The 20,793-nt window shown below is 57.7% G+C and carries 15 protein-coding genes; 9 read left to right on the forward strand and 6 right to left on the reverse strand.

What is annotated here, in order from left to right; all coding sequences use genetic code 11:
• The first annotated feature begins 353 nt into the window (after window positions 1-353).
• The 5 genes from ACYVIT_RS20935 to ACYVIT_RS20955 all read left to right on the forward strand — a co-directional run bounded on the left by ACYVIT_RS20935 (window position 354) and on the right by ACYVIT_RS20955 (window position 9,084).
• On the forward strand, window positions 354-1,370 hold the full coding sequence (locus ACYVIT_RS20935) for a cytochrome-c peroxidase (protein WP_415804406.1): 1,017 nt from the start codon (window positions 354-356) through the stop codon (window positions 1,368-1,370).
• Between the two features lie 80 nt (window positions 1,371-1,450).
• Window positions 1,451-3,178, forward strand: coding sequence for a DAHL domain-containing protein (locus ACYVIT_RS20940; protein ID WP_415804407.1), 1,728 nt, complete (start codon window positions 1,451-1,453; stop codon window positions 3,176-3,178).
• A complete protein-coding gene (locus ACYVIT_RS20945) occupies window positions 3,175-4,155 on the forward strand; it encodes a response regulator (RefSeq protein WP_415804409.1) in 981 nt (326 codons plus the stop codon). The genes ACYVIT_RS20940 and ACYVIT_RS20945 overlap by 4 nt, the downstream gene beginning before the upstream one ends.
• Window positions 4,156-4,184: 29 nt before the next feature.
• Complete coding sequence (locus tag ACYVIT_RS20950) at window positions 4,185-7,388, forward strand: FHA domain-containing protein (RefSeq protein WP_415804410.1); 3,204 nt, start codon at window positions 4,185-4,187, stop codon at window positions 7,386-7,388.
• A 7-nt stretch (window positions 7,389-7,395) separates the two neighbouring features.
• Entirely contained in the window at window positions 7,396-9,084 is a 1,689-nt protein-coding gene (locus ACYVIT_RS20955; RefSeq protein WP_415804411.1) for an FAD-binding oxidoreductase, read from the forward strand.
• A gap of 89 nt (window positions 9,085-9,173) precedes the next feature.
• Here ACYVIT_RS20955 and ACYVIT_RS20960 read toward each other — a convergent pair whose 3' ends face one another.
• The gene (locus ACYVIT_RS20960; protein WP_415804412.1) at window positions 9,174-10,142 is read right to left on the reverse strand and encodes a Bug family tripartite tricarboxylate transporter substrate binding protein; all 969 of its coding nucleotides are present in this window, start codon (window positions 10,140-10,142) and stop codon (window positions 9,174-9,176) included.
• 89 nt (window positions 10,143-10,231) lie between these two features.
• Here ACYVIT_RS20960 and ACYVIT_RS20965 point away from each other — a divergent pair, with 89 nt between their 5' ends.
• Complete coding sequence (locus tag ACYVIT_RS20965) at window positions 10,232-11,056, forward strand: TauD/TfdA dioxygenase family protein (protein ID WP_415804413.1); 825 nt, start codon at window positions 10,232-10,234, stop codon at window positions 11,054-11,056.
• A 43-nt stretch (window positions 11,057-11,099) separates the two neighbouring features.
• On the opposite strand, the gene ACYVIT_RS20970 is transcribed toward ACYVIT_RS20965, so the two are convergent.
• The 5 genes from ACYVIT_RS20970 to ACYVIT_RS20990 form a co-directional block, all read right to left on the reverse strand.
• On the reverse strand, window positions 11,100-12,773 hold the full coding sequence (locus ACYVIT_RS20970) for an ABC-F family ATP-binding cassette domain-containing protein (RefSeq protein ID WP_415804414.1): 1,674 nt from the start codon (window positions 12,771-12,773) through the stop codon (window positions 11,100-11,102).
• A gap of 84 nt (window positions 12,774-12,857) precedes the next feature.
• Window positions 12,858-13,208 carry a GFA family protein gene (locus ACYVIT_RS20975; protein ID WP_415804415.1) on the reverse strand — a complete coding sequence of 117 codons (351 nt, stop codon included), beginning with the start codon at window positions 13,206-13,208 and terminating at the stop codon, window positions 12,858-12,860.
• 15 nt (window positions 13,209-13,223) lie between these two features.
• The gene (locus ACYVIT_RS20980; RefSeq protein ID WP_415804416.1) at window positions 13,224-13,808 is read right to left on the reverse strand and encodes a dihydrodipicolinate synthase family protein; all 585 of its coding nucleotides are present in this window, start codon (window positions 13,806-13,808) and stop codon (window positions 13,224-13,226) included.
• Window positions 13,775-16,804 carry an FAD-binding and (Fe-S)-binding domain-containing protein gene (locus ACYVIT_RS20985; protein WP_415804417.1) on the reverse strand — a complete coding sequence of 1,010 codons (3,030 nt, stop codon included), beginning with the start codon at window positions 16,802-16,804 and terminating at the stop codon, window positions 13,775-13,777. Before ACYVIT_RS20985 ends, ACYVIT_RS20980 begins: the two co-directional genes overlap by 34 nt.
• A gap of 31 nt (window positions 16,805-16,835) precedes the next feature.
• Complete coding sequence (locus tag ACYVIT_RS20990; protein WP_415804418.1) at window positions 16,836-17,612, reverse strand: GntR family transcriptional regulator; 777 nt, start codon at window positions 17,610-17,612, stop codon at window positions 16,836-16,838.
• Between the two features lie 206 nt (window positions 17,613-17,818).
• On the opposite strand from ACYVIT_RS20990, the gene ACYVIT_RS20995 reads away from it, so the two are divergent.
• The 3 genes from ACYVIT_RS20995 to ACYVIT_RS21005 all read left to right on the forward strand — a co-directional run bounded on the left by ACYVIT_RS20995 (window position 17,819) and on the right by ACYVIT_RS21005 (window position 20,778).
• Window positions 17,819-19,015: a pyridoxal-phosphate-dependent aminotransferase family protein gene (locus ACYVIT_RS20995; RefSeq protein ID WP_415804419.1), complete on the forward strand. Its 1,197-nt coding sequence runs from the start codon at window positions 17,819-17,821 to the stop codon at window positions 19,013-19,015.
• A 158-nt stretch (window positions 19,016-19,173) separates the two neighbouring features.
• Window positions 19,174-20,247 (forward strand): Bug family tripartite tricarboxylate transporter substrate binding protein, encoded by a 1,074-nt coding sequence (locus tag ACYVIT_RS21000; RefSeq protein ID WP_415804420.1) that lies wholly within the window; start codon window positions 19,174-19,176, stop codon window positions 20,245-20,247.
• Between the two features lie 15 nt (window positions 20,248-20,262).
• The gene (locus tag ACYVIT_RS21005) at window positions 20,263-20,778 is read left to right on the forward strand and encodes a tripartite tricarboxylate transporter TctB family protein (protein ID WP_415804421.1); all 516 of its coding nucleotides are present in this window, start codon (window positions 20,263-20,265) and stop codon (window positions 20,776-20,778) included.
• Window positions 20,779-20,793: the final 15 nt, after the last annotated feature.

Below are 20,793 nucleotides of genomic sequence, written 5' to 3' on the forward strand. Positions count from 1 at the left end.
AATAGGCCAAAATTGGCTTATTAATTCAAGAATAATCAACAGTAGCGTCGTCCCAGGCCGCGCCGACGCTATGTAATTCCCTATTCTTTATCTTCAATGTGACCGAAGCTGGATCGTTCCGTATATATCGAAGAGGGGTCTGTGCGCACCCTTTCGATCGAACCTCAGACAGCTCACCAAAATACTTCGCGTATGCGCTCATGACTGCGTCGAAACGTCGCTACGCGCTCAGCACACAACGGTAAGCTGCGACGCACGCATCAACCAGACTCACTCTCTCTGTATGTTGCGGCATATGTCGTAGCACAGCGGCTCCCTCCCCTACTGTGCATCAAAACTCGAGAAGGATCAGTGTGCGCCTGTTCAGATTGCATGGCAGTGTTCGTGGCTCATTTGGAACTGCGGTCTTATTTTTGATTGCGAGCGCCTGCGCGGCTTCTCAACTGTCCGAACCCATTAGCCCCATCGTTGCAGAGCCTATTTCCCCGGCCGATATGCCCATCGTCGAGCTGGGGGAAAAACTGTTCAACAGCACGCTGCTATCCGGAAATATGGATCAATCTTGCGCCAGCTGCCATGACATGAAACACCTCGGCGGCTCAGATGGCAGGCCCAAATCCATCGGCACGCCGGGTCATCCTGGTCGACGCCGTACGCCGTCAATCTTCAATGTATCGAACAATTTTGTTCAACTCTGGGATGGCCGTGCAGCCACGCTAGAAGACCAGATTGAATCGGCGATTTATGACAAAAGTGTGATGAACTCGGACTGGAAGACTGTCTTAGAACGCCTGAATACCGATCCCGCGCTACGCGCTCTATTCGATTCCGCCTATGGCGCTGAAGCCAACGCGGAGAACGTGAAAGACAGTATCGCTGCCTACGAGCGCACTCTGACGACACCCGGCTCACGTTTCGACCGCTATCTGGAGGGCGACGATACTGCCATCACCCTCGATGAGCTGCGCGGCTACCAGCTGTTCAAGCAGTACGGTTGCGCCTCCTGCCATCAAGGTGTGAATGTCGGCGGCAACATGTTCCAGCCGCTGGGCATCATCGGAGAGCCAGGGGCATATTTCCGGGAAAATCCCGGCGCGACATCGCTGGATCAAGGGCGCTTCGAAGTCACCGGCGACGTCGCTGACAAGTTCGTCTTCAGAGTGCCCAGTTTACGCAACGTTGCATTGCGGCCGCCCTACTTTAACGATGGATCGGTTCCTACGCTGGATCTCGCAGTGCAGCTAATGGGCCGTTATCAGTTGGGGAGATCGCTAGACGACAACGACGTGAAGCTCATTGTTAAGTTCCTCGGTACCTTGACGGGATCACACCGGGGAGTGCCTTTGGACGAGAGCGGCAAGCATCCATGAACACTCGTATAAGCAGGGCCTCCGTGACGCCTTTTCGAACCATCCCGACCCTATACGTACAACTCGGCATTGCGATTTTGATGCTGGTAGCCTGTGGCGTGTGCTACTGGAATTCCATTTCGCAGCATGAAAATCCGGACGCACCGCTGCAAGCTATCCGTGACGTTCAACAATTGGAGACCCAATGGAACGCCCAAGTGATGTTGGCGGCCTTTGGCTATAACCGCAACTACGATACCATCAACAGCGCGTACGACGCCTTGTCCCGAGCGATCCAGCATGCCGGCCTGGCTGGATCTGCAAAGACGGGAGTTCAAACAAGCGCTGCAGCCGCCTATCTGGCCCATCTGGATGAAAAGCGACAACTCGCCGAGCGCATGAAGTCGGCCCGCGCCGTACTTCAGAATTCAGCCTCATATCTACCCTTGGCTCTCAAACAACTGGAAGACAGTCTCTGGGCGAATGATGCCGCCGTGGCAGGCGGGGCTGCTAATTTGATCACGCGCGTCGGTAACGTAACCAGCGGCATGATTGCCTATCAGGCACAACCACTGCCTGGCGCCGCTCAGGCGTTGCGACAGCAAGTTGGTGCACTCGCTGCTGCAAATGTCGTGGGCGACGCCGCCGGAGATCTGGCACTCTTCATATCACACGTCGACGTGTTGTTGCGCAGCACGGATGTCTTGAGTTTCTCGGCACACTCCTTCAGCAACATACTCTCTGGGCCGGCACTACAACGGGTCCTGAACGAACGCGAGAAGCAACGGCAAGAAAATGCCAACCAACAGCAAATGCAGCTGCTATGGTCCATCATTCTTGGAGGGATTGGTCTCGCGCTGCTTACCTATGTCATCGTGCATGGTGCGCGCCGCAATCGTTCACTCAGCCAGTCCAACGCCGAGCTCATCATATCCAAGGCGGAAGCCGAAACCCAGCTCATCCAGGCAGCCAAGATGTCTGCAATCGGACAAATGGTGGCTGGCATCGTGCACGAGATAAACACGCCGCTCGCCTATGTCAAAGCGACCTTCGAGTTTCTAAACGATCAAATCATTGATGTCCCTGATATTCTCGGCCCTGCAGCCGACCGGCGAGCGCACCTCACCGACGAAGACCCTCAGGAGGCTCGACGCGCTTATATAGATGATATCCAGACGTTACTCGCCGACGGTATTCATGGGATCGACCAGATATCAAAGTTAATCCTGTCGCTGAAGAATTTCAGCCGTCTTGATCATGGCAAGCTTTCCGAATTTTCGGTGGAAGAAGGCCTGACCAGCTCACTGTACATCGCCCGGTATTCTCTGAAGAACGTAGCCGATGTGCACACCGATTTCGGCAATGTGCCCCGTATCACAGGCTCTCCTTCGCATATCAACCAGGTTTTCCTGAACATCATCATGAACGCCGCGCAAGCCATGCAGCCCATGGCCAAGCGAGGCCGTCTCGACATCACAACGCGCATGGCTGGCGACAACCTGATAGCGATAGTCATTCGCGACAACGGCCCTGGCATTCCGGAGGATGTCCTGCCTCGCATCTTCGACCTCTATTTCACGACCAAGCCCCAGGGTGAGGGCTCCGGGGTCGGATTAGCCATCTGCTATCGCATCATCAAAAACCACGACGGGCGAATCGAAGTCACGTCTGTTGTAGGCAGCGGTACGACATTTTCTATTTACCTGCCTGTGCGCACCCGTCAAAACTCGGGCACCACCGATGCAGAATCAAACACATCCTTTCCGCCGAGCGCCGACGCCGCGCACTCGATCGATCACAACCCTTTCCCAGCCGCCAACCCATCATGAAGCCAATCGCCACCGTCCTTTTCGTCGACGACGAAGAACGTATCGTAAAGCTGCTCAAGCTCATGTTCCAGGACAAGTATCGTGTTCTGACAGCCACCAGCGGCCATCAGGCGCTGGGAATCATCCAGTCAGCGGGCCATGTCGACGTGGTGGTCAGCGATCAGCGCATGCCCGAAATGACGGGAATTGAGCTGCTCTCGGAAGTCCGCAAGGTGTCTCCCGACTCCATCCGGGTGCTGCTAACGGGCTACTCTGACCTCGTCTCGATCATCGGCGCGGTCAATGACGGTGAAGTCTATCGGTTTCTGAACAAGCCTTGGCGCAAAGAAGACCTGACGAACACGCTGGCCGAATGCGTAGACTTGTCCAGAAAGCGGCGCAGTCCGCCTCAACCAAGCGGAGCCCCGGCGCCATCCCTTGCCCACCCCGAGACCGTATCCGATCACGTCGCACCAATCAGCGGCGTCAAGCCACTGGCTTCGGCAGCCAAACTTCTTGCGCTCGAAAGCATGGCCACCGACCGTCACGATCTCATGGAGATGTTTACCGACGACTACGATGTGCTAGGCGCTTCGTCCATCACCGAAGCCTTGCAAATCATCGAACATCACAATATCGGCGTCGTGGTCGCCAATACTTTCGTCAACGGTGAACGCACTGCGGACTTGTTGACAGCCCTGAAGTTGCATGCACCGTCCATCGTCATTGTCGTACTGACCGACGTGGCAGACTCCGATATGGTCATCAGCATGATCAACTATGCACAAATCTACCGAATCGCCATCAAGCCCATTCAACCCAATGTTTTCCGACTCGCCGTTTCCGCCGCCATGCGCGAACATCACCGGCTGTGCGCCAGGCCGGTAGAAACGGACCTGCCGACAGCTACCGACGCGGGCTTGGGCGTGGATATGACTAAGCGCATCATCGAAAGTCTGGAGCGATTCACTGAGGTCAGAGACCAGAAGCCGTTGTAAACGGCTGAGCCCCCTCTAGGAAACAGAATATGTTTGCAAAAACCTCGGAACGCACCATGCGCATCGTGCGTGCGATCTTGCTATTGGGCTGGCTGGTGCTCGTGCTATCTCTGTTCTGGGATCCCCTGACACCGCAGTGGACCGACCCTGCGTCGGACAGCCCTTTTATCCCCAAGGGGGTGGGGCCGGACATTCAAGGACACGTAACGGCGGATGATCGAGCCTATGCCATGGGACCGCGAATCTGGTGGACGATGCTGGTGCCGCTGGTACCCCTGTTCCTCATGGTGTTCGGCCATGAAGCATGGCGGCGTATTTGTCCGCTATCGTTGTTATCTCAGATCCCGCGCTATCTCGGCCTGGTGCGCAAAACGGCGTTCGTGCAGCGCGCATCCGGCCAAGTCGAGAAACGAGTGGCGCGCATCAAAGCAGGAAGCTGGCTCGATCGCAATGCGTCGTATGTGCAAATTGGCCTATTGGGCGTGGGCCTCGCGGTACGGCTGCTCTTTGCCAATGGAGACCGGCTCGGGTTGGCGATTTTCCTCTTGTCCGTCATGGCAGCGGCGCTGCTCGTCGGTACGCTGTGGGGGGGCAAGACGTGGTGCAACTACTTCTGTCCGGTCAACGTCGTTCAGAAGATCTATACGGAGCCTCGTGGTCTGCTGGAGAGCACCCCTCATTTGGAGAGCGCATCGCTGGGCCAGTCCAGTTGCCGCACGCCTGCCAAAGGCGGCGACAAACTCGCGTGCGTCGGGTGTACCGCGCCATGCGGCGACATTGACCTGGAAGGGGCTTACTGGGAAACACTGCTGCGTCCGTCAAAGCGCAACGTCTACTACATTTTCTATGGCTTGATCTGGGGTTTCTACACGTACTACTACCTGTATGCGGGCTCTTGGGGCTATTACTTTTCCGGTTACTGGACCCGAGAGATAGATCAGATTTCCCACCTGATGGCGCCCGGTTATTACATAGGCGGTTACGCAGTACCGATACCCAAGCTGGTGGCAGCGCCCCTGACGCTCTTGCTGTTCGGCGCGCTGTCGCTCGGACTCGGCAAAGTCATGGAGCAAATTTACCGGTGGATCCGAAATCGAAAGCGCCGCGTCTCCGAAGTTGAGATTATCAACCACTGTCTGAGCTTTACGGCATTTCTTTCGATCAACACGTTCTACCTGTTCGGCGGACGTCCCAATCTGCTGATGCTGCCATCTGCTGCGTTGCATTTCGTGGATTTTTTGATCGTCGCACTCAGCGCATTGTGGCTCTTTACCGCTGTGAATCGCACGCCGTTCAAATACCGGCGCGAGGGTCTGGCCGCCAGTTTGCTCGGCCAGCTCAAGAAGTTGAATGTGGACGTTTCCCGGTACATGGAGGGCCGCACTATCGACGATCTGCAACCTGACGAGGTCTACGTCCTGTCCAAGGTCCTGCCTGCCTACACCCGCGAGCAAAAAGTGCAGGTCTACTCGAACATGCTTGACGAGATGATTGCACAGCGCAAAACCAGATCTGCCGAAGGGCTGAGCATACTGAAAGACTTGCGCGCGGAAATGGGGGTCACTAACGATGAACATCAACGCCTCGTCGATGCGTTGGGACACGACCACGCGATGGAACTGGACCCTTCCGTCGTCAGCGCGCGCGAACGAGAACAGAGTCTGGCGAGCTATTCGGAACTGGTGGGGCGAGCGCTGACCAAGCGCTTGGAAGAAGGCAATTTGCTAGCCGCCGTATTAACCGAGCCGGAAGTGGACTCCCTGGTCTCAACGCTACGCGCCAGTTTTCAGATCGATGAGCTCGAACATAAATCGGTGTTGGAAAACCTCGCCGCCCTCGATGGCATGTGGACAAAGCGCATTGATGATGTGCTCGACCAGATGCGTATGCTCACCGCGTTGAAATTTGGAATTCTGCAGCATGCCTCGGCCGTCCAATCGTTATCAGGGCCATTGATGGTCTTGCTGCGCATTGTGATAAACGAGCGCATTCTCTCGTTATGCCGGGCCATGCTGGCCCTGCTGCACGCGGTAGGCGCGAACCCTGCGTCGCTGCGCGCGGCAAGCGAGAGCGCCGGCCTCTGCGCGGATCGCCTCGTTGACGTCATGATGATGCCTGCAGGGACGCAGTCCGACTTGGTCTGGAAGAATGTGCTGGATGCCTCACTGGTCGAGGCCGTGGCATCGGGCATGAGCCAGCGCATCGAGGGGACGGCGGCCGCTGCAGCTACGTGCGATGCCGAGCGCGCGCTTTACATGCTCGCGTCGGAGGGTGGCCCTCTGTCCTATGCGATCGCCGTATTCGCGTTATCTCGTATCGAGCCTCAAAGCGCCCGATCACTATGCGATGACGTTCTGGTCCATCGCTTTGATCTGGCGCATCACTGGCTGGTCGCCGACGTGACAAAAGACATCTCGGCAACTGAACTGCCCAAAGCAAGCCATGCGTCGGCCGTGCCAAGCGCGCCTATCATCGTTGCGTTGCGTACGCGTCGCACTGAACAGGACGCAACGCGGGAGGGTGTCTACGCCGAATGGGCCGAGACCCGCCATACCTTCCATGACGCGCTACTTCGCATTGGCTCTTCGCCGGAATGCGACCTGTGTCTGGAAGACGACATGATCGAATCTCTACATTTTCTTATCCGTATACAGAACCATCGTGTCGTGGGCGGACCGCTGGGTGCTGGTCGTGCCTGGATCAACGGTAACCAGATCCAGACTGACACCATTATCCAGTCAGGCGATATCCTGGCGTTGACGGCGGAATCTCCGGCGCGCTACGAATTGGTGCTCACCGTACCTGACACCAATGCTCCCTATGCCGAACTCCCCGTGTCGACGGTGGAAAAGCTGGCGGCACTCAACGCCTGCCAGTTGGCCACATCAAGCGACGCGCGCGCTTTGCCCGGCATGTCCGAGCTCGCTCGTCAGGCCTCGGTCAGGCGCTACACTCGCGGCGCACTTATCACCAAGCGCAGCCTTCCGGCCGGCGATATCTGCGCAGCGCTCGCCGGCCACCTTGTCCCCGTGCGTATCCCAGCGCATGTCCTCCACGACGGCGATTCCGCGCTGTCCCCCGCACCCGGCGAAAGCCATGAGGATTGGCTGGAAATCACTTGGCCCACACAGCTGGCGCTAGAAGAAGATCCCGCCACTGGCGAAACGATTTCCGGATATCGCGTGCACTCGGCGCATGCCGACGTGTTGGTATGGCCCGCAATGCTCGGTTGAGATACATATGACGCCCCTCCATCTTCCCCCTCTAGCCCGCCTTTTCTTCGTTACGTTCGCGTTCCTGACAGATACCCGTAAGAACGTCACTCCCGCCGATATCGAACGGCTTCACGACTTGATGTCGGATACGCGCTGGTGCGATAGTCACTACGCTATACAAAGCCTGGGTGCGCTGCGCCATGGTTACTCGACGTTGTGGACCGAATACAGCAGCAGCAAGCTACAGATAGACGTCGAGGTCGTCGCGCGCCTGCTTGACGACGTACTGCAACACGCAGGATCGGAGCGCACGGCTGAAATAAAGCAGGCATTATCGACCTTTGTCGATAAGTTCGAGAACATAAACACCCTTGCGCTGGGAAGACTGGGACGGAGCGGTTCGGACACAGCGCGCGAACAGAATCGGCGCCAAATCGACGACCTGTTGCGGCACGGCGAACGCAAATCCGCCATAGGGAACACGCCGGCCAATAGCGAGTCCGCCGCCGCATCGCTTCCGACACCTCTCAACACGGCGTCCGCGCAGGATAACCTGCCGCAGCTCGCTCCGGCACAAAGACCGAAGATAAGCAGCGTTGCGGCGGGAGTCCCCTCGCCGTGGGATCAGCGCTCCGTAACTGCATACTGTCTCGCTGTGCGCCAAGAGACTCACGATACCAAGACCTATATCTATGCCAGCGAAGAGGTAGCGTTCTACAACTATCTCCCTGGACAGTTCGTGTTGATCGACGTCGACGTCGGTGAGCGCGTCTTACGCCGCAGCTACACCATTTCGTCCTCGCCATCGCGCCCCAGAACACTGGCGATCACCGTCAAACGCGTGCCCAAGGGGTGGATGTCCAACTGGCTGTTCGATAACATGGCCCCAGGCACGGAAGTCAAGCTCAGCGGGCCTCATGGCGAGTTCCACTTGGGGCGATCCGACAACTCTCGCTTACTCCTGTTGGCAGCAGGCAGTGGCATTACTCCCATCATGTCCATGATGCGCTGGATGGCCGATACCGGCGACGCGCGCGACGTCATCATGATCAACCACGTACGCACGCCAGCCGACGTCATTTTCGGCGCCGAGCTGCGTTTGCTGGCCACGCAGCTCCCCAGTTCGCGCATCATCATTGTGCCGGCTTCGGCCCAAGGTACAGACTGGGTAGGACCCACAGGCAGGCTTGGACAATCGGCGTTGCAGACATTGGCGCCCGACCTGAGCGAACGGGACGTGTTCGTGTGCGGACCTGATGGCTACATGAAAGAAGCCCAGCGGATCACTGCCGGCCTGGGCCTGCCGGCCTCGCAATTTTTCCAAGAAAGCTTCGGGGGGGCGCCCGCCAAACCAACGGCGCAAAAGGCTCCTGCCCCCGTCGCGACGCCCCGAAGCGATGAACCCCGTGGCACACCGGCACCTCAGACGATATCGCCCGCCAGCAAAGAGGGAGCGTGCCGCCTGATCTTCGAGCAAAGTGGCACGGAAGTGCTTTGCGACGATGGAATCGTCGTGCTGGAAGCCGCCGAGCAAAACGGCATCCCGCTCACCAGCGGATGCCGCGCGGGCATTTGCGGCGCGTGCCGGATACGCAAACTCGACGGCGACATCCGCATGCCCGAGGGCACCGTGCTGAGCAGCAGCCATATCGAAGAAGGCTATATCCTGGCATGCACGGGGCGCGCCTATGGCCGCGTCGTGCTGGACTGCTGAGCGACCACCGCTCTTCCTATGTTCGACTTTCCCGTAGCCGCACCCGCCGTTACCCAGCAAACCCCGATGCCAGTCCGATCATTCACATATCACTCGACGCGCGCACCCGAGGCCTTTACGACCTCTGCCCAGCGCGCCAATGCCACATCGACCTGCCGGCCAAAATCCTCTGGTGCGGTGATATATACGACAGCGCCTTGCGCCGCGAATTTTTGCTGGATCTCCGGGGTATTCAACAACGCACCGATATCGCGGTTCATGAACTGAATCTTGTCCGCACTGACCCCAGACGCCGTGAACAATCCAAACCAAGGGTTCACATCGAATGAGGGATAGCCCTGTTCCGCAATCGTGGGAATATCGGGAGCGTTGGCGGATCGCTTCGCACTGGTCACGGCCAACGGCACCAGCGTCTTCGAATCGATATAGCCCTTGACTGAAGGCAGACTGGTGAACACCACGTCGATCTGGCCGCCCAGCAAGTCCTGAATCGCCGGTGCCGCGCCTCGATACGGTACGTGCGCCATTTTGACATCGGCGGCGGAATTGAACATTTCTCCGAGCAGGTGATTGACCGACCCGTTGCCGGCCGAGCCATAAGTCACACGGCCTTTTTTAGCGGCCTCGACCAGGTCGGGCAGACTCTTGATGCCGGATTTGGGACTGGTCACGGCAACGAATGGCAAGGTCGCCAGGGTCGCAACGGGCGTGAAGTCTTTCTTCACATCAAACGGCAGGCTCTTGTACAGCGCCGGATTGATCGCGTGCGAACCCTCATAGCTCATCAACAAGGTGTACCCGTCATCGCCGGCGTTCACCACATATTCCATACCGATATTGCCGCCAGCGCCTGCCCGATTTTCCACAACCACCGGTTGTTTCCATTTCTGTCCCAACGCTTGTGCCATGATGCGGGCCAGCGTATCCGATGCACCACCGGGCGCTTGCGGCACGACCAGATGGACAGGTTTGTCGGGAAAGGTCTCGGCGGCGATGGCCGGCCCCAGCATACAGGCGGCAGCCACAACTGAACTCGCCATTTTCAGGATCACTCGCATCTTGTCTCCGTATGATTTATCGTTGTGTCTATCAATCATACACATGGCAGGCGGTCGTTCGGAACCCGCACGCCAAATACGGAGACACTATGGAAACCCGGAAAATTGCAGGCGCATTGGGAGCAGAGATCAGCGGAATCGACTTGCGCCAGAAGCTCGACAGCTCGCAAGCCCGCGCTGTGCGCCAAGCGCTGCTTGATCATCAGGTCATCTTTCTGCGGAACCAAGACCTGACTCAACAGCAGTTTCTGGACTTCGCCAACGCCATGGGAACGCCGATCGAATATCCCTTTGTCAACGGGCTGGATGGGTTTCCCCAAATCATCGAAGTCAAAAAACTGGAAGACGAGCGGTCGAATTTCGGTGGGATCTGGCACTCTGACACCACCTATCTGGAAGAGCCCCCAATGGGCTCCATGCTTCTGTCGCGCGAGATCCCGCCCTATGGTGGCGATACGCTGTTTGCCAATCAATACCTGGCCTACGAGACCCTATCGGACACGATGAAACGTCTACTGGATGGATTGCAAGGCATCAGTACATCTGCCAAGGCAGACGTGTCCCGCACCCGCGAAGACCGCATCAAGTCCGATGGCAAAAAAGAAGCCCCTCAAAACTATACCGCCGAGCATCCCATTGTGCGTACGCACCCGGAAACGGGCCGCAAATCGCTATATCTGAACGTGGCACACACCGCGGGGATCAAAGGCATGAGCGATCAGGAAAGCGCGTCGCTGCTCGCGTTCCTGTTCGAGCACCAGGTCAAGCCGGAATTCACCTGTCGATTTGTCTGGTCGCCCAACGCGATCGCGTTCTGGGACAATCGCTGCACCATGCACAATCCCATCAATGACTATCACGGGTTTCGCCGTGTCATGCACCGCATCACGCTAAAAGGCGACCGGCCCAGCTGACGAGGTAGCGGCCCGGCCCGAACGTGCGATTAACAACAAAAGCCTAGCGCGGTCGTACCGAGCTGGCTGCTTCTCGTTGACGCTTGGCCTCCTCCAGCAGATAAACCTGGTAATCATCCAGATCCCCGTCGAAGTCCGTCACGCCGCCACGCGACACCATCCAGAATTCGTCGCAAACGGAACGCAGCAACGCACGATCATGGCTGACCAGCATCACGGAGCCTTCGAATTCATTCAAGGCGACGCCCAGTGCCTCGCGGGTCGCCAGATCCAGGTGGTTGGTCGGCTCGTCGAGCAGCAGCAGATTGGGCCGCTGCCAAACGATCATGCATAAAACCAGACGGGCTTTCTCGCCTCCGCTCATGCTGCCGACAGGCTGCTTGACCATATCGCCGCTGAAATTGAACGTCCCCAGAAAATTACGTAGCCCTTGCTCGCGACAATCCATGGCGCTGGGGCGTACGCTGGCCGGGGTGTCTCGCACGAGACGGATCATGTGCTCCAACGGGTTATCGGCAGGCCGCAAGACATCCAGCTCTTGTTGCGAGAAATAGCCGATATTCAAGCCCTTGCCCGTAATGATCTCGCCCGCGATCGGCTGCAATGCGCCGGCGATGGTTTTCACGAGTGTGGATTTGCCCTGTCCGTTGGCGCCCAGAATACCGATGCGCTGCCCCGCCAACACAGAACGATTGATATTCTGCACGATGACGATGGGCTTTGCGCCATCCGGCGTGTCTGGCGGCGGCGGGTAACCACAGCTCGTCGCGGACATGGCCAGCATAGGGTTGGGCCGGCTAAAGGGCTCTTTGAATTCGAACTGGAATTCGGCATCTGCCAGGACGGGTGCGATCTTTTCCATGCGCTCGAGCGCCTTGACACGGCTCTGTGCCTGCTTGGCCTTGCTGGCTTTTGCCTTGAAGCGGTCGATGAATTTCTGCAGATGCGCGGCTTTTTCCAGCTGCTTGGCATGCGCGGCCTGTTGCAGCAGCATTTGCTCGGCTCGCATGTCCTCGAACTTGCTGTAATTGCCGCCATAGCGCACCAGTTTGCCGTGATCGATATGTAGCGTGACGCCAGTGACGGCATCGAGGAACTCACGATCATGGCTGATCACCACCATCGTCCCCGCATAATTCTTGAGCCAGGCTTCCAGCCACACCAAGGCGTCCAAATCCAGGTGGTTGGTGGGCTCGTCAAGCAGCAGCAAATCCGACGGGCACATCAACGCGCGCGCCAGTTGCAGGCGCATACGCCACCCGCCCGAAAAGCTATTCACGGGTCGATCGAGCTCAGCCACGCTGAAACCCAGCCCCAAAATAAGCGCCTGCGCGCGAGCCGGCGCATCGTGCGCCCCGGCGTCGTGCAACGCAGTATAGGCATATGCCATGCGCATGCCATCCTCGCTGGCCTCGGAGGCGGCGACTTCGGCTTGCGCCGCCATCAGGAGGGTGTCGCCCTCCACGACGAAGTCCGTTGCGCTCTGTTCGGTTTCCGGCATATCTTGCGCGACCTGCGACATGCGCCATTGCGCGGGAATGGAAAACTCGCCGCTATCCTCGTGCAAAGTGCCGTTGAGGACTGCAAATAATGAAGATTTTCCTGCACCGTTACGGCCAACCAAACCCACTTTTTCCCCGGGATTGAGCGTAACTGAGGTTTTGTCGAGCAATACTTTGCTGCCGCGACGCAAGGTCACGTTCTTGAGGATGATCATTGAGGCTGGGTCTTTTCTTACACGCGTGGCACGCGAATCTTTTTTTATTTTAAACGGTACTGCGTGACGAAAGTGGCGCGAACCCTAGGCCTTTGCCCCATCATATTTCTGCAATGACAACGCATCCAGATCGATCGACGGCACACACCGCAGATTCACGGCGCGTACAGCGGAGCCATCCGGATTCGCTCCCTCGGCAAAAGCCTGAGTGCCGCAGGCCTGGCAAAAACGATGGTTGATCTTGTGGGTGTTGAATCGGTACGAGCCTAACGACGACTCGCCCTGTAACAGGGTAAATTGTGCCTCAGGAAAGAAAGACAGCAGGAAGCCCTTGCGCCGGCAGTGCGAACAGTTACAACTGATCGCCTGCGTCGGAATGGGGGCCTGGACTTCAAATCTGACTGCGCCGCAATGGCAGCTTCCTTCGAATGACATGACCGTTCCTCCGGATCATTGGGGATGTGCTTGCCGATACTGTAGCAAATAGCGTGCGCATGAATTCTCTTGCCGCTTGGGTGAGTCTACATGTGGGAGGCGTGCATCCGTCCGGCTGCGCGCCAAATGCGCAGCGACGTCCTCTATGGACGGCAATCTCGCTAAAGCCAGCCCCAATCTCTTGGCTAACACCTCACTGACTGGCGTCATCGGCAAGCGCAACTCGTTCGCGCAGACGCCCAAAGAGGACAAGACCTGTTTAATAGGACTTGGGTTAGGCTCTTGGAACAGCAGTCTGATCATCGGCTTTAACGACGCAAACAGCATCGCAGCTTCGTCATGATGGCCCAATTTCGTGAGAGCCATCACCGCCACAAATATATCCGGCCGTATATGGGCAGATGCGGAAATGGCGCCACTTCCGCCTAGCAGACAGTGATCGAAAAAGGCAATGTCTTCCCCACAGAGCGCATTGATTTTTAATCGGTCCAGTTTCCGAATACCCAAACACATGGTTCGCGTATCGACAGCACCCGCCCCCTGAGGCCGGGATATGACCGGCTCGGTCACGGTACAGTCAATGCCCTCTGCAATACGCATGCCACATGCTCAGCCCGCAAGCCACCTTCCTTTTGAGTGCCATCGGCAATCTGATGACGGCAACTGGTGCCATCAGCAACCAGCAAAGTGTCAGCGCCCGCCTGACGCACGGCAGGCAACAACGAGAGCTCGGCCATTTTCATAGAGGTCTCATAGTGCGACGCCTCGTAGCCAAAGCTGCCAGCCATTCCGCAGCAACTCGATTCGATCAATTCCACCTTTAGCTCGGGAATCAATGCCAGTATCTGCTGAACCGGTTTGACGGCGTCGAAGGCCTTTTGGTGACAATGGCCATGCAGCAATGCGCGCTTTTGCGGCAACGGATTCAGTTTCAGGTCGAGACGGCCCGCCTTGAGTTCGTTGGCCAGGAATTCTTCGAATAGATAGGCTTGCTGAGACAGCGCCTGCGCATCATCACCCAACCCCATGACCAGAAACTCATCGCGCAGCGACAGCAGACAGGAGGGTTCCAGGCCCACGATGGGCACGCCTCGGGCGACGAACGGTTGCAGTGCATTCACGACACGGCGTGCTTCGGCTTTCGCGTGATCGACCATGCCTGCCGACAGGTAGGTCCGGCCGCAACATAACGGACGATTTGGCTCGGCATCATCTACCGCTGGACTTGCGACATGAACTCGATAGCCAGCGGCTTGCAGGACGGCAAGCGCGGCACGGGCGTTCTCGGATTCAAAGTAGTTGTTAAACGTATCGGCAAACAGCACGACGTCGGCCGTGTCCGCATCCACCGACGCAGCCCGATCGGTGAAGACGTCATTGCGCCAGGTCGGCAGCGTCCGCTTCGAGGAAAATCCCAACAGGCGCTCGGATAGACAGGCCGCCCCCGGCATGGTATTGCGCAAATTAAACACGAACGAAAAACGGGCAGCCCAGGGCGCCCAGCGCGGCAGCGTGGCAATGAGTTTGTCTTTCAGCGCCAGTCCTCTTTTCTGCCGCCATTGGCTCATGAATTCGATTTTCATGCGCGCCATGTCGATGCCAGTGGGGCAATCGCGCTTGCAGCCTTTGCAACTGACACATAGATCCATAGTGGCGCGCATCTCATCAGAGGTGAACGCATCCTGTCCGAGTTGGCCCGACAAAGCCAGTCGCAACGTGTTGGCGCGGCCGCGGGTCAGGTGCTGTTCGTCACGCGTGACGCGATAGCTGGGGCACATGGTGCCCGCATCGAACTTGCGGCAGTGTCCATTGTTGTTGCACATCTCCACTGCCTTGGCCAGGCCCTGCGCGGGATCACCTCCGGTGCCAGGATCGCTGACCGTATCCGAGGCAGGATCGTTGTTCACGTTCCAGGCGGACCAATCCAGTACGGGTGTGAGCGGGATGACGCGATAATCGGGTTTGAAGCGAAACAGGGGCCGATCATCCATCTTTGTGCTGCGCACGATCTTGCCCGGATTCATCAATCTGTCCGGATCAAAAGCGTCCTTGATGGCTTCGAACGCACGCGTGAGCTGAGGCCCGAACTGCCATGCCACCCATTCGCTACGCACCAGGCCATCGCCATGCTCGCCGGAAAAGGCGCCCTTGTATCGCCGCACCAACTCTCCGGCCTCTTCGGCAATCGCGCGCATCTTTGCCGCGCCGTCCCGGCGCATGTCCAGAATGGGCCTGACATGCAGCGTGCCCACTGAGGCGTGCGCATACCAGGTCCCTTTCGTGCCGTGCTTGGAAAACACATCGGTCAACTGACTGGTGTATTCGGCCAGGTGCTCCAGCGGTACCGCACAGTCTTCGATAAAGGAAACCGGCTTGCCGTCTCCGCGCATGCTCATCATGATGTTGAGCCCTGCCTTGCGGACGTCCCATAGTGCTTTCTGGGCTGCGGCCTCCGGCATTTCCACCACCGAACCTGGCAGCCCGAGATCGCCCATCAGTTCGACCAATTTTGCCAAGCTGGCCAATTGTTCATCTTGCGATTCACCTGCGAACTCGACCAACAGAATGGCTTCGGGTTCACCGATCAGTGCTTTCTCGATGACAGGACGAAAAGCGGGATTACTGCGGGCCAGGTCGATCATGGTTCTGTCGACCAGCTCCACCGCGCATGGGCCAAGCCCGACAATGTGGCGAGCCGAATCCATGGCCTGATAAAAGGTGGGAAAGTTCACCACACCCAGCGCTTTGGCGGCGGGTAACGGCGACAGCTTGAGCGTGATGCTGCGGGTATAGGCCAGCGTACCTTCGCTGCCCACCAGCATATGAGCGAGATTGACCTGACCGTCGGCCGTATAGGGGCGCGAGCTTTGCGGATGAAAGATATCCAGGTTGTAGCCGCCCACGCGACGCAACACATTCGGCACCATACGCTCGATCTCGTCGCGCTCGCGTGCAGCGATCTCCTGCAGCATTTCCATGAGAGCCCGTATGCGTGGCGGCGCATTACCCATGCGGCTGGCTTCAGTAAACGTCGCAGCCGTGCCGTCCAACAGCAATGCATCGATGCTCTGCACGTTATGCACCATATTGCCGTAGGCGATCGATCGCGAACCACAGGAATTGTTGCCTGCCATGCCACCCAGTGTGCATTGGGCCGACGTGCTGACGTCTACCGGAAACCACACGCCATGCGGCTTCAACCATGCATTGAGATGATCCAACACGATGCCCGGCTCTACTGTGACGGTCATGGCCGCCAGATCGAAATCGAGGACGCGATTGAGATATTTACTGTTGTCGATGACCAGCGCTGCCCCGACAGTCTGGCCACATTGCGAGGTACCAGCACCGCGCGCCAGCACAGGCACAGACAGCTCACGGCACACGTTCAGCGCCGTTGCAGCATCAGCGCTCGTTCTGGGAATCAATACCCCAACAGGTTCGATCTGATAAATGGATGCATCGGTGGAATAACGTCCACGTGCGCCACGCTCGAATAACACCTCACCTTGCGTTTCACGACGCAGGCGAGCGGCCAGCTCTAGATGCAATGGATTCAATTCGGCTTGTGCTTGTGAGGATAACGGCGCGTTCATGGTTGTCCTGCATCAGATCGATTGAGGAATATCAGGATTCGCCTGGGTCGTCAGGGATATCCGCGTTATGGGTAGTGCTCAAGGTATCGGCGTGCAGCCTCAGACTCTCGAGGACGGCCTCGCCCTTGCGTCGCAAATGGTCGCGCATGATCTGCGCGAGCCGGGGGCCATCGCGTGACGCCAACGCATCGACCATTTCCAGATGCTCTCGCATGGCCCTGTCCCATTTTTCGTGGTTCAGATTGGAGCGAAACCGCAAGTTCTGCAGGCGCAGGTTTATGTTCTGATAGACCTGCGACAGCAGATGATTCTGGCCGGCGGCATTGATGCGATCATGAATCGCTCGATTGACGTGGTAGTACGACGAGAGATTCTGCCTGGCATGGCAGGCCTGCATTTCAAAGGTCAGCGCCCGGATCTCTGCAATTTCCTGCTCGGTGATGTGTTGGCAGGCCAATTCGCCGGACAAGGCCTCAAGCGCACCCATAACTTCAAAGCTTTCCCGGATGTCTTTCTCCGACAAGGCCACCACATGCGCGCCACGATTAGGCTGAATGCGGACCAGCCCCTCTGCCGATAGCAAGCGAAAAGCTTCGCGTAACGGCGTACGCGACACCTGCAGCCGATCACATAGTTCTCGTTCATTCAGACGCGCGCCTGCGGCCAGTTCACCCTCGATGATCATCTCGCGCAGCCGGTCCGCGATGGTCGCTGGCAGCGTGCGTCGGTCCACGGCTTCCGATGCCTGCGCGGGCTCCGCCGTCGGCGAGGATGAATGATTAGGTAGGCTCACAGAGTCGATTTTCATTTGTATACAAATTTAAAAGGCATGCATGTCATCGGCGTTGCCCGTTGCCATACGGAGCTGGTCGGATGAGCTTCCTATTTTACTGGCCTCATGCCTCCTGAAAATGCTGTGGTGCCGCATAAGTTTTGCTTGCGAAATTGCAGCCTTGATGCGTATTCTTCATCAAGATTTGTATTTTGTATACAAGTTCCTGAGGAGCTCTACACATGCTGCCATTGCATTCACACCCCTCCGGTCGTCATTTTCTGCAGATCCCGGGCCCGACGAATGTGCCTGATCGTGTGCTGCGTGCCATCGATAATCCCACCATCGATCATCGCGGCCCGGAATTCGGTGAGCTGGGCAAAGCCGTGTTGGCAGGCATGAAAAAAGTATTTCAGACCGAGTCGGATGTGATCATCTACCCGGCGTCGGGCACCGGCAGTTGGGAAGCCGCGCTGGTCAATACGATGTCGCCAGGCGACAAAGTCTTGATGGCAGAAACCGGCCATTTTGCGACGTTGTGGAAAAAGGTCGCAGAAAGGTTGAAGCTGCGCGTGGAGTTCCAGGAAGGCGATTGGCGGCACGGCGCGGACGCCGAACAGATCGGCAAGCGGCTGGCTGCCGACAGCGGTCATGAGATCAAGGCGGTATGCGTAGTGCACAACGAAACGGCCACTGGCGTCGTCAGCAACGTCGCCGCCGTGCGCAAGGCTATCGACGACGCCAAGCATCCTGCACTATTGATGGTGGACACGATATCCTCCTTGGCATCGATCGACTACCGGCACGACGAATGGGGTGTCGACGTCACCGTAGCGGGCTCGCAAAAAGGCCTGATGTTGCCAGCGGGACTGTCGTTCAACGCGATCAGCGCCAAGGCCTTGAAGGCCTCCGAGACTGCCGCGCTGCTGCGTTCCTACTGGGACTGGAAGGAAATGCTGGCAATCAATCCCAGCGGATATTTTCCCTACACCCCTGCGACCAACTTGCTTTATGGCTTGTACGAAGCATTGCAGATGCTGTTCGCCGAGGGACTGGAGAATGTGTTTGCGCGGCACAAGCGGCATGGAGAAGCTACCCGCCGCGCCGTGCAAGCGTGGGGGCTGGAGATTCTGTGCCGCAAGCCCGAAGAATACAGTCCGGCATTGACGGCCGTGATGATGCCGGAGGGGCATAGTGCGGACGCATTCCGCAAGACGGTGCTGACGCACTTCAACATGTCGTTGGGTCAGGGCCTGAGCAAAGTTTCGGACAAGATTTTCCGTATCGGCCACTTGGGCGATTTCAATGATTTGACGCTGTGCGGCACGCTGTCGGGCGTGGAAATGGGATTGAACAAAGCCGGCGTACCGCACAAACCAGGCGGTGTGCAGGCAGCGCTGGATTATCTGTCCCAAACCAGCAAACCGTACCCGGCGTAGGCCGAGACCGCCATGCAAGGCGACAGATAAAGCAGCGCCATCGAATTCAAAGTCCGACACAGGGGAATAAAAACAGGACTCGCTGTACAGACAGGAAGGCTCACAAACTAAGCGTACCGATACAGGACGCTCCCGCGGTATGACCCGGAGGAGACATCATGAAGCACCTGACTCACAGACCATCTACGCCCCATTCTCACACCGTACCGGCGGCTGATACCGCCCGGAGCCGGCTGGCCCAAAAAACGCTTTTCATCGCCTCGCTGGGTGCGCTGGCCGGCCTGTCTGCGCTACCAGCCCACGCATGGGAACCCACACGTCCCGTGGAGATCATCGTGCCTGCAGGCGCGGGCGGTGCGTCCGATCAAATGGCGCGCACGATTCAGAGCATCATCCTGAAGCATAAGCTGATGAAGCAGACCACGCTGGTGCTGAACAAAGGCGGTGCCAGCGGAGCCGAAGGCATCATGGATACCAAGGCTTCGCCCAAGAATCCACACAAGCTGATGGTGGCGTTTTCAGCGATCTACACACTGCCTCTCGCGGTGAATCTGCCGTTCAATTGGCGCGACCTGACTCCCGTGGCCATGATTGCGCAAGATGAGTTTCTGTTGTGGACCAACGCCGAAGCGCCCTACAAAACCGCTGCCGATTATCTGAAAGCCGTAAAAGCCGCGCCGCCCGGACAGTTCAAGATGGGCGGCACAGGCGCCAAGCGCGAAGACCAGATCATCACCGTAGCGCTGGAAAAAGCGGCTGGCGTGAAATTCACCTACGTGCCCTATAAAAGCGGCGGTGAGGCCGCCACGCAACTCGTGGGCAAGCATACCGAGTCCAACGTAAACAACCCCAGCGAAAACATTGCGCAGTGGCGTGCGGATCAGCTCAACGCCTTGTGCGTGTTCTCGGACAAGCGCATGGTCTACACCGAAAAGGTCACCAAGACCCAATCCTGGGCCGACATCCCGACCTGCAAAGAAGCCGGTTACGACGTGCAATATCAAATGCTGCGCGCGTTCTTCCTGCCGCCGGACAGCACAGCCGAACAGGCCGCGTACTACGCCGACCTGCTCAAGAAAGTCAGCGAAACACCGGAATGGAAGGACTACCTGGCCAAACAGGCGCTCAAGGGTGACTACCGGACCGGCGAAGATTTCGTGAAGTTCCTGCAGCAGGATGAGGCCAAGCACAAAGCCTTGATGCAAGAGGCCGGTCTGGCTGCCAAAAAATAAGCCCGAGGAATCAGGATGGATCAACCGCAAACACAGGAACGCCCGTCGGGAGGCGGGCTGTCGCATAGTGCCGTCGACGCAATAACCGCGGTCGTATTTTTTGCCGTGGGCGTAGTCATGATGGTGGATAACTACCGCATAGGCATCACTTGGGCCGCTGACGGACCTGAGTCTGGGTACTTCCCGTTTCACATCGGGCTCATCATCTGCATTGCCAGTGTTGCGGTGTTCCTGAAGGCAATGTTCGGCAAGCATCGTAATCAGGAAATTTTTGTCAGTTGGGCGCGCTTTCGCCTGGTGCTGCTGGTGCTCCTGCCTACCGCCTTGTACATCCTGCTCATTCAATTGTTGGGGATTTACGTAGCGTCGGCGCTGTTCATCGCTGCCTTCATGCGACTGCTCGGCAAGATCAGCTGGCTCAAGACGGTACTGGTCAGCGTTGGTGTAAACGCGGTGCTGTTCTGGATGTTCGAAGTTCAGTTCATGGTTCCCCTGCCTAAAGGCCCGCTAGAAGCCTTGTTCGGCTACTGAAACCAGGAACAGGAG

Source organism: Bordetella muralis (genome assembly GCF_054781015.1).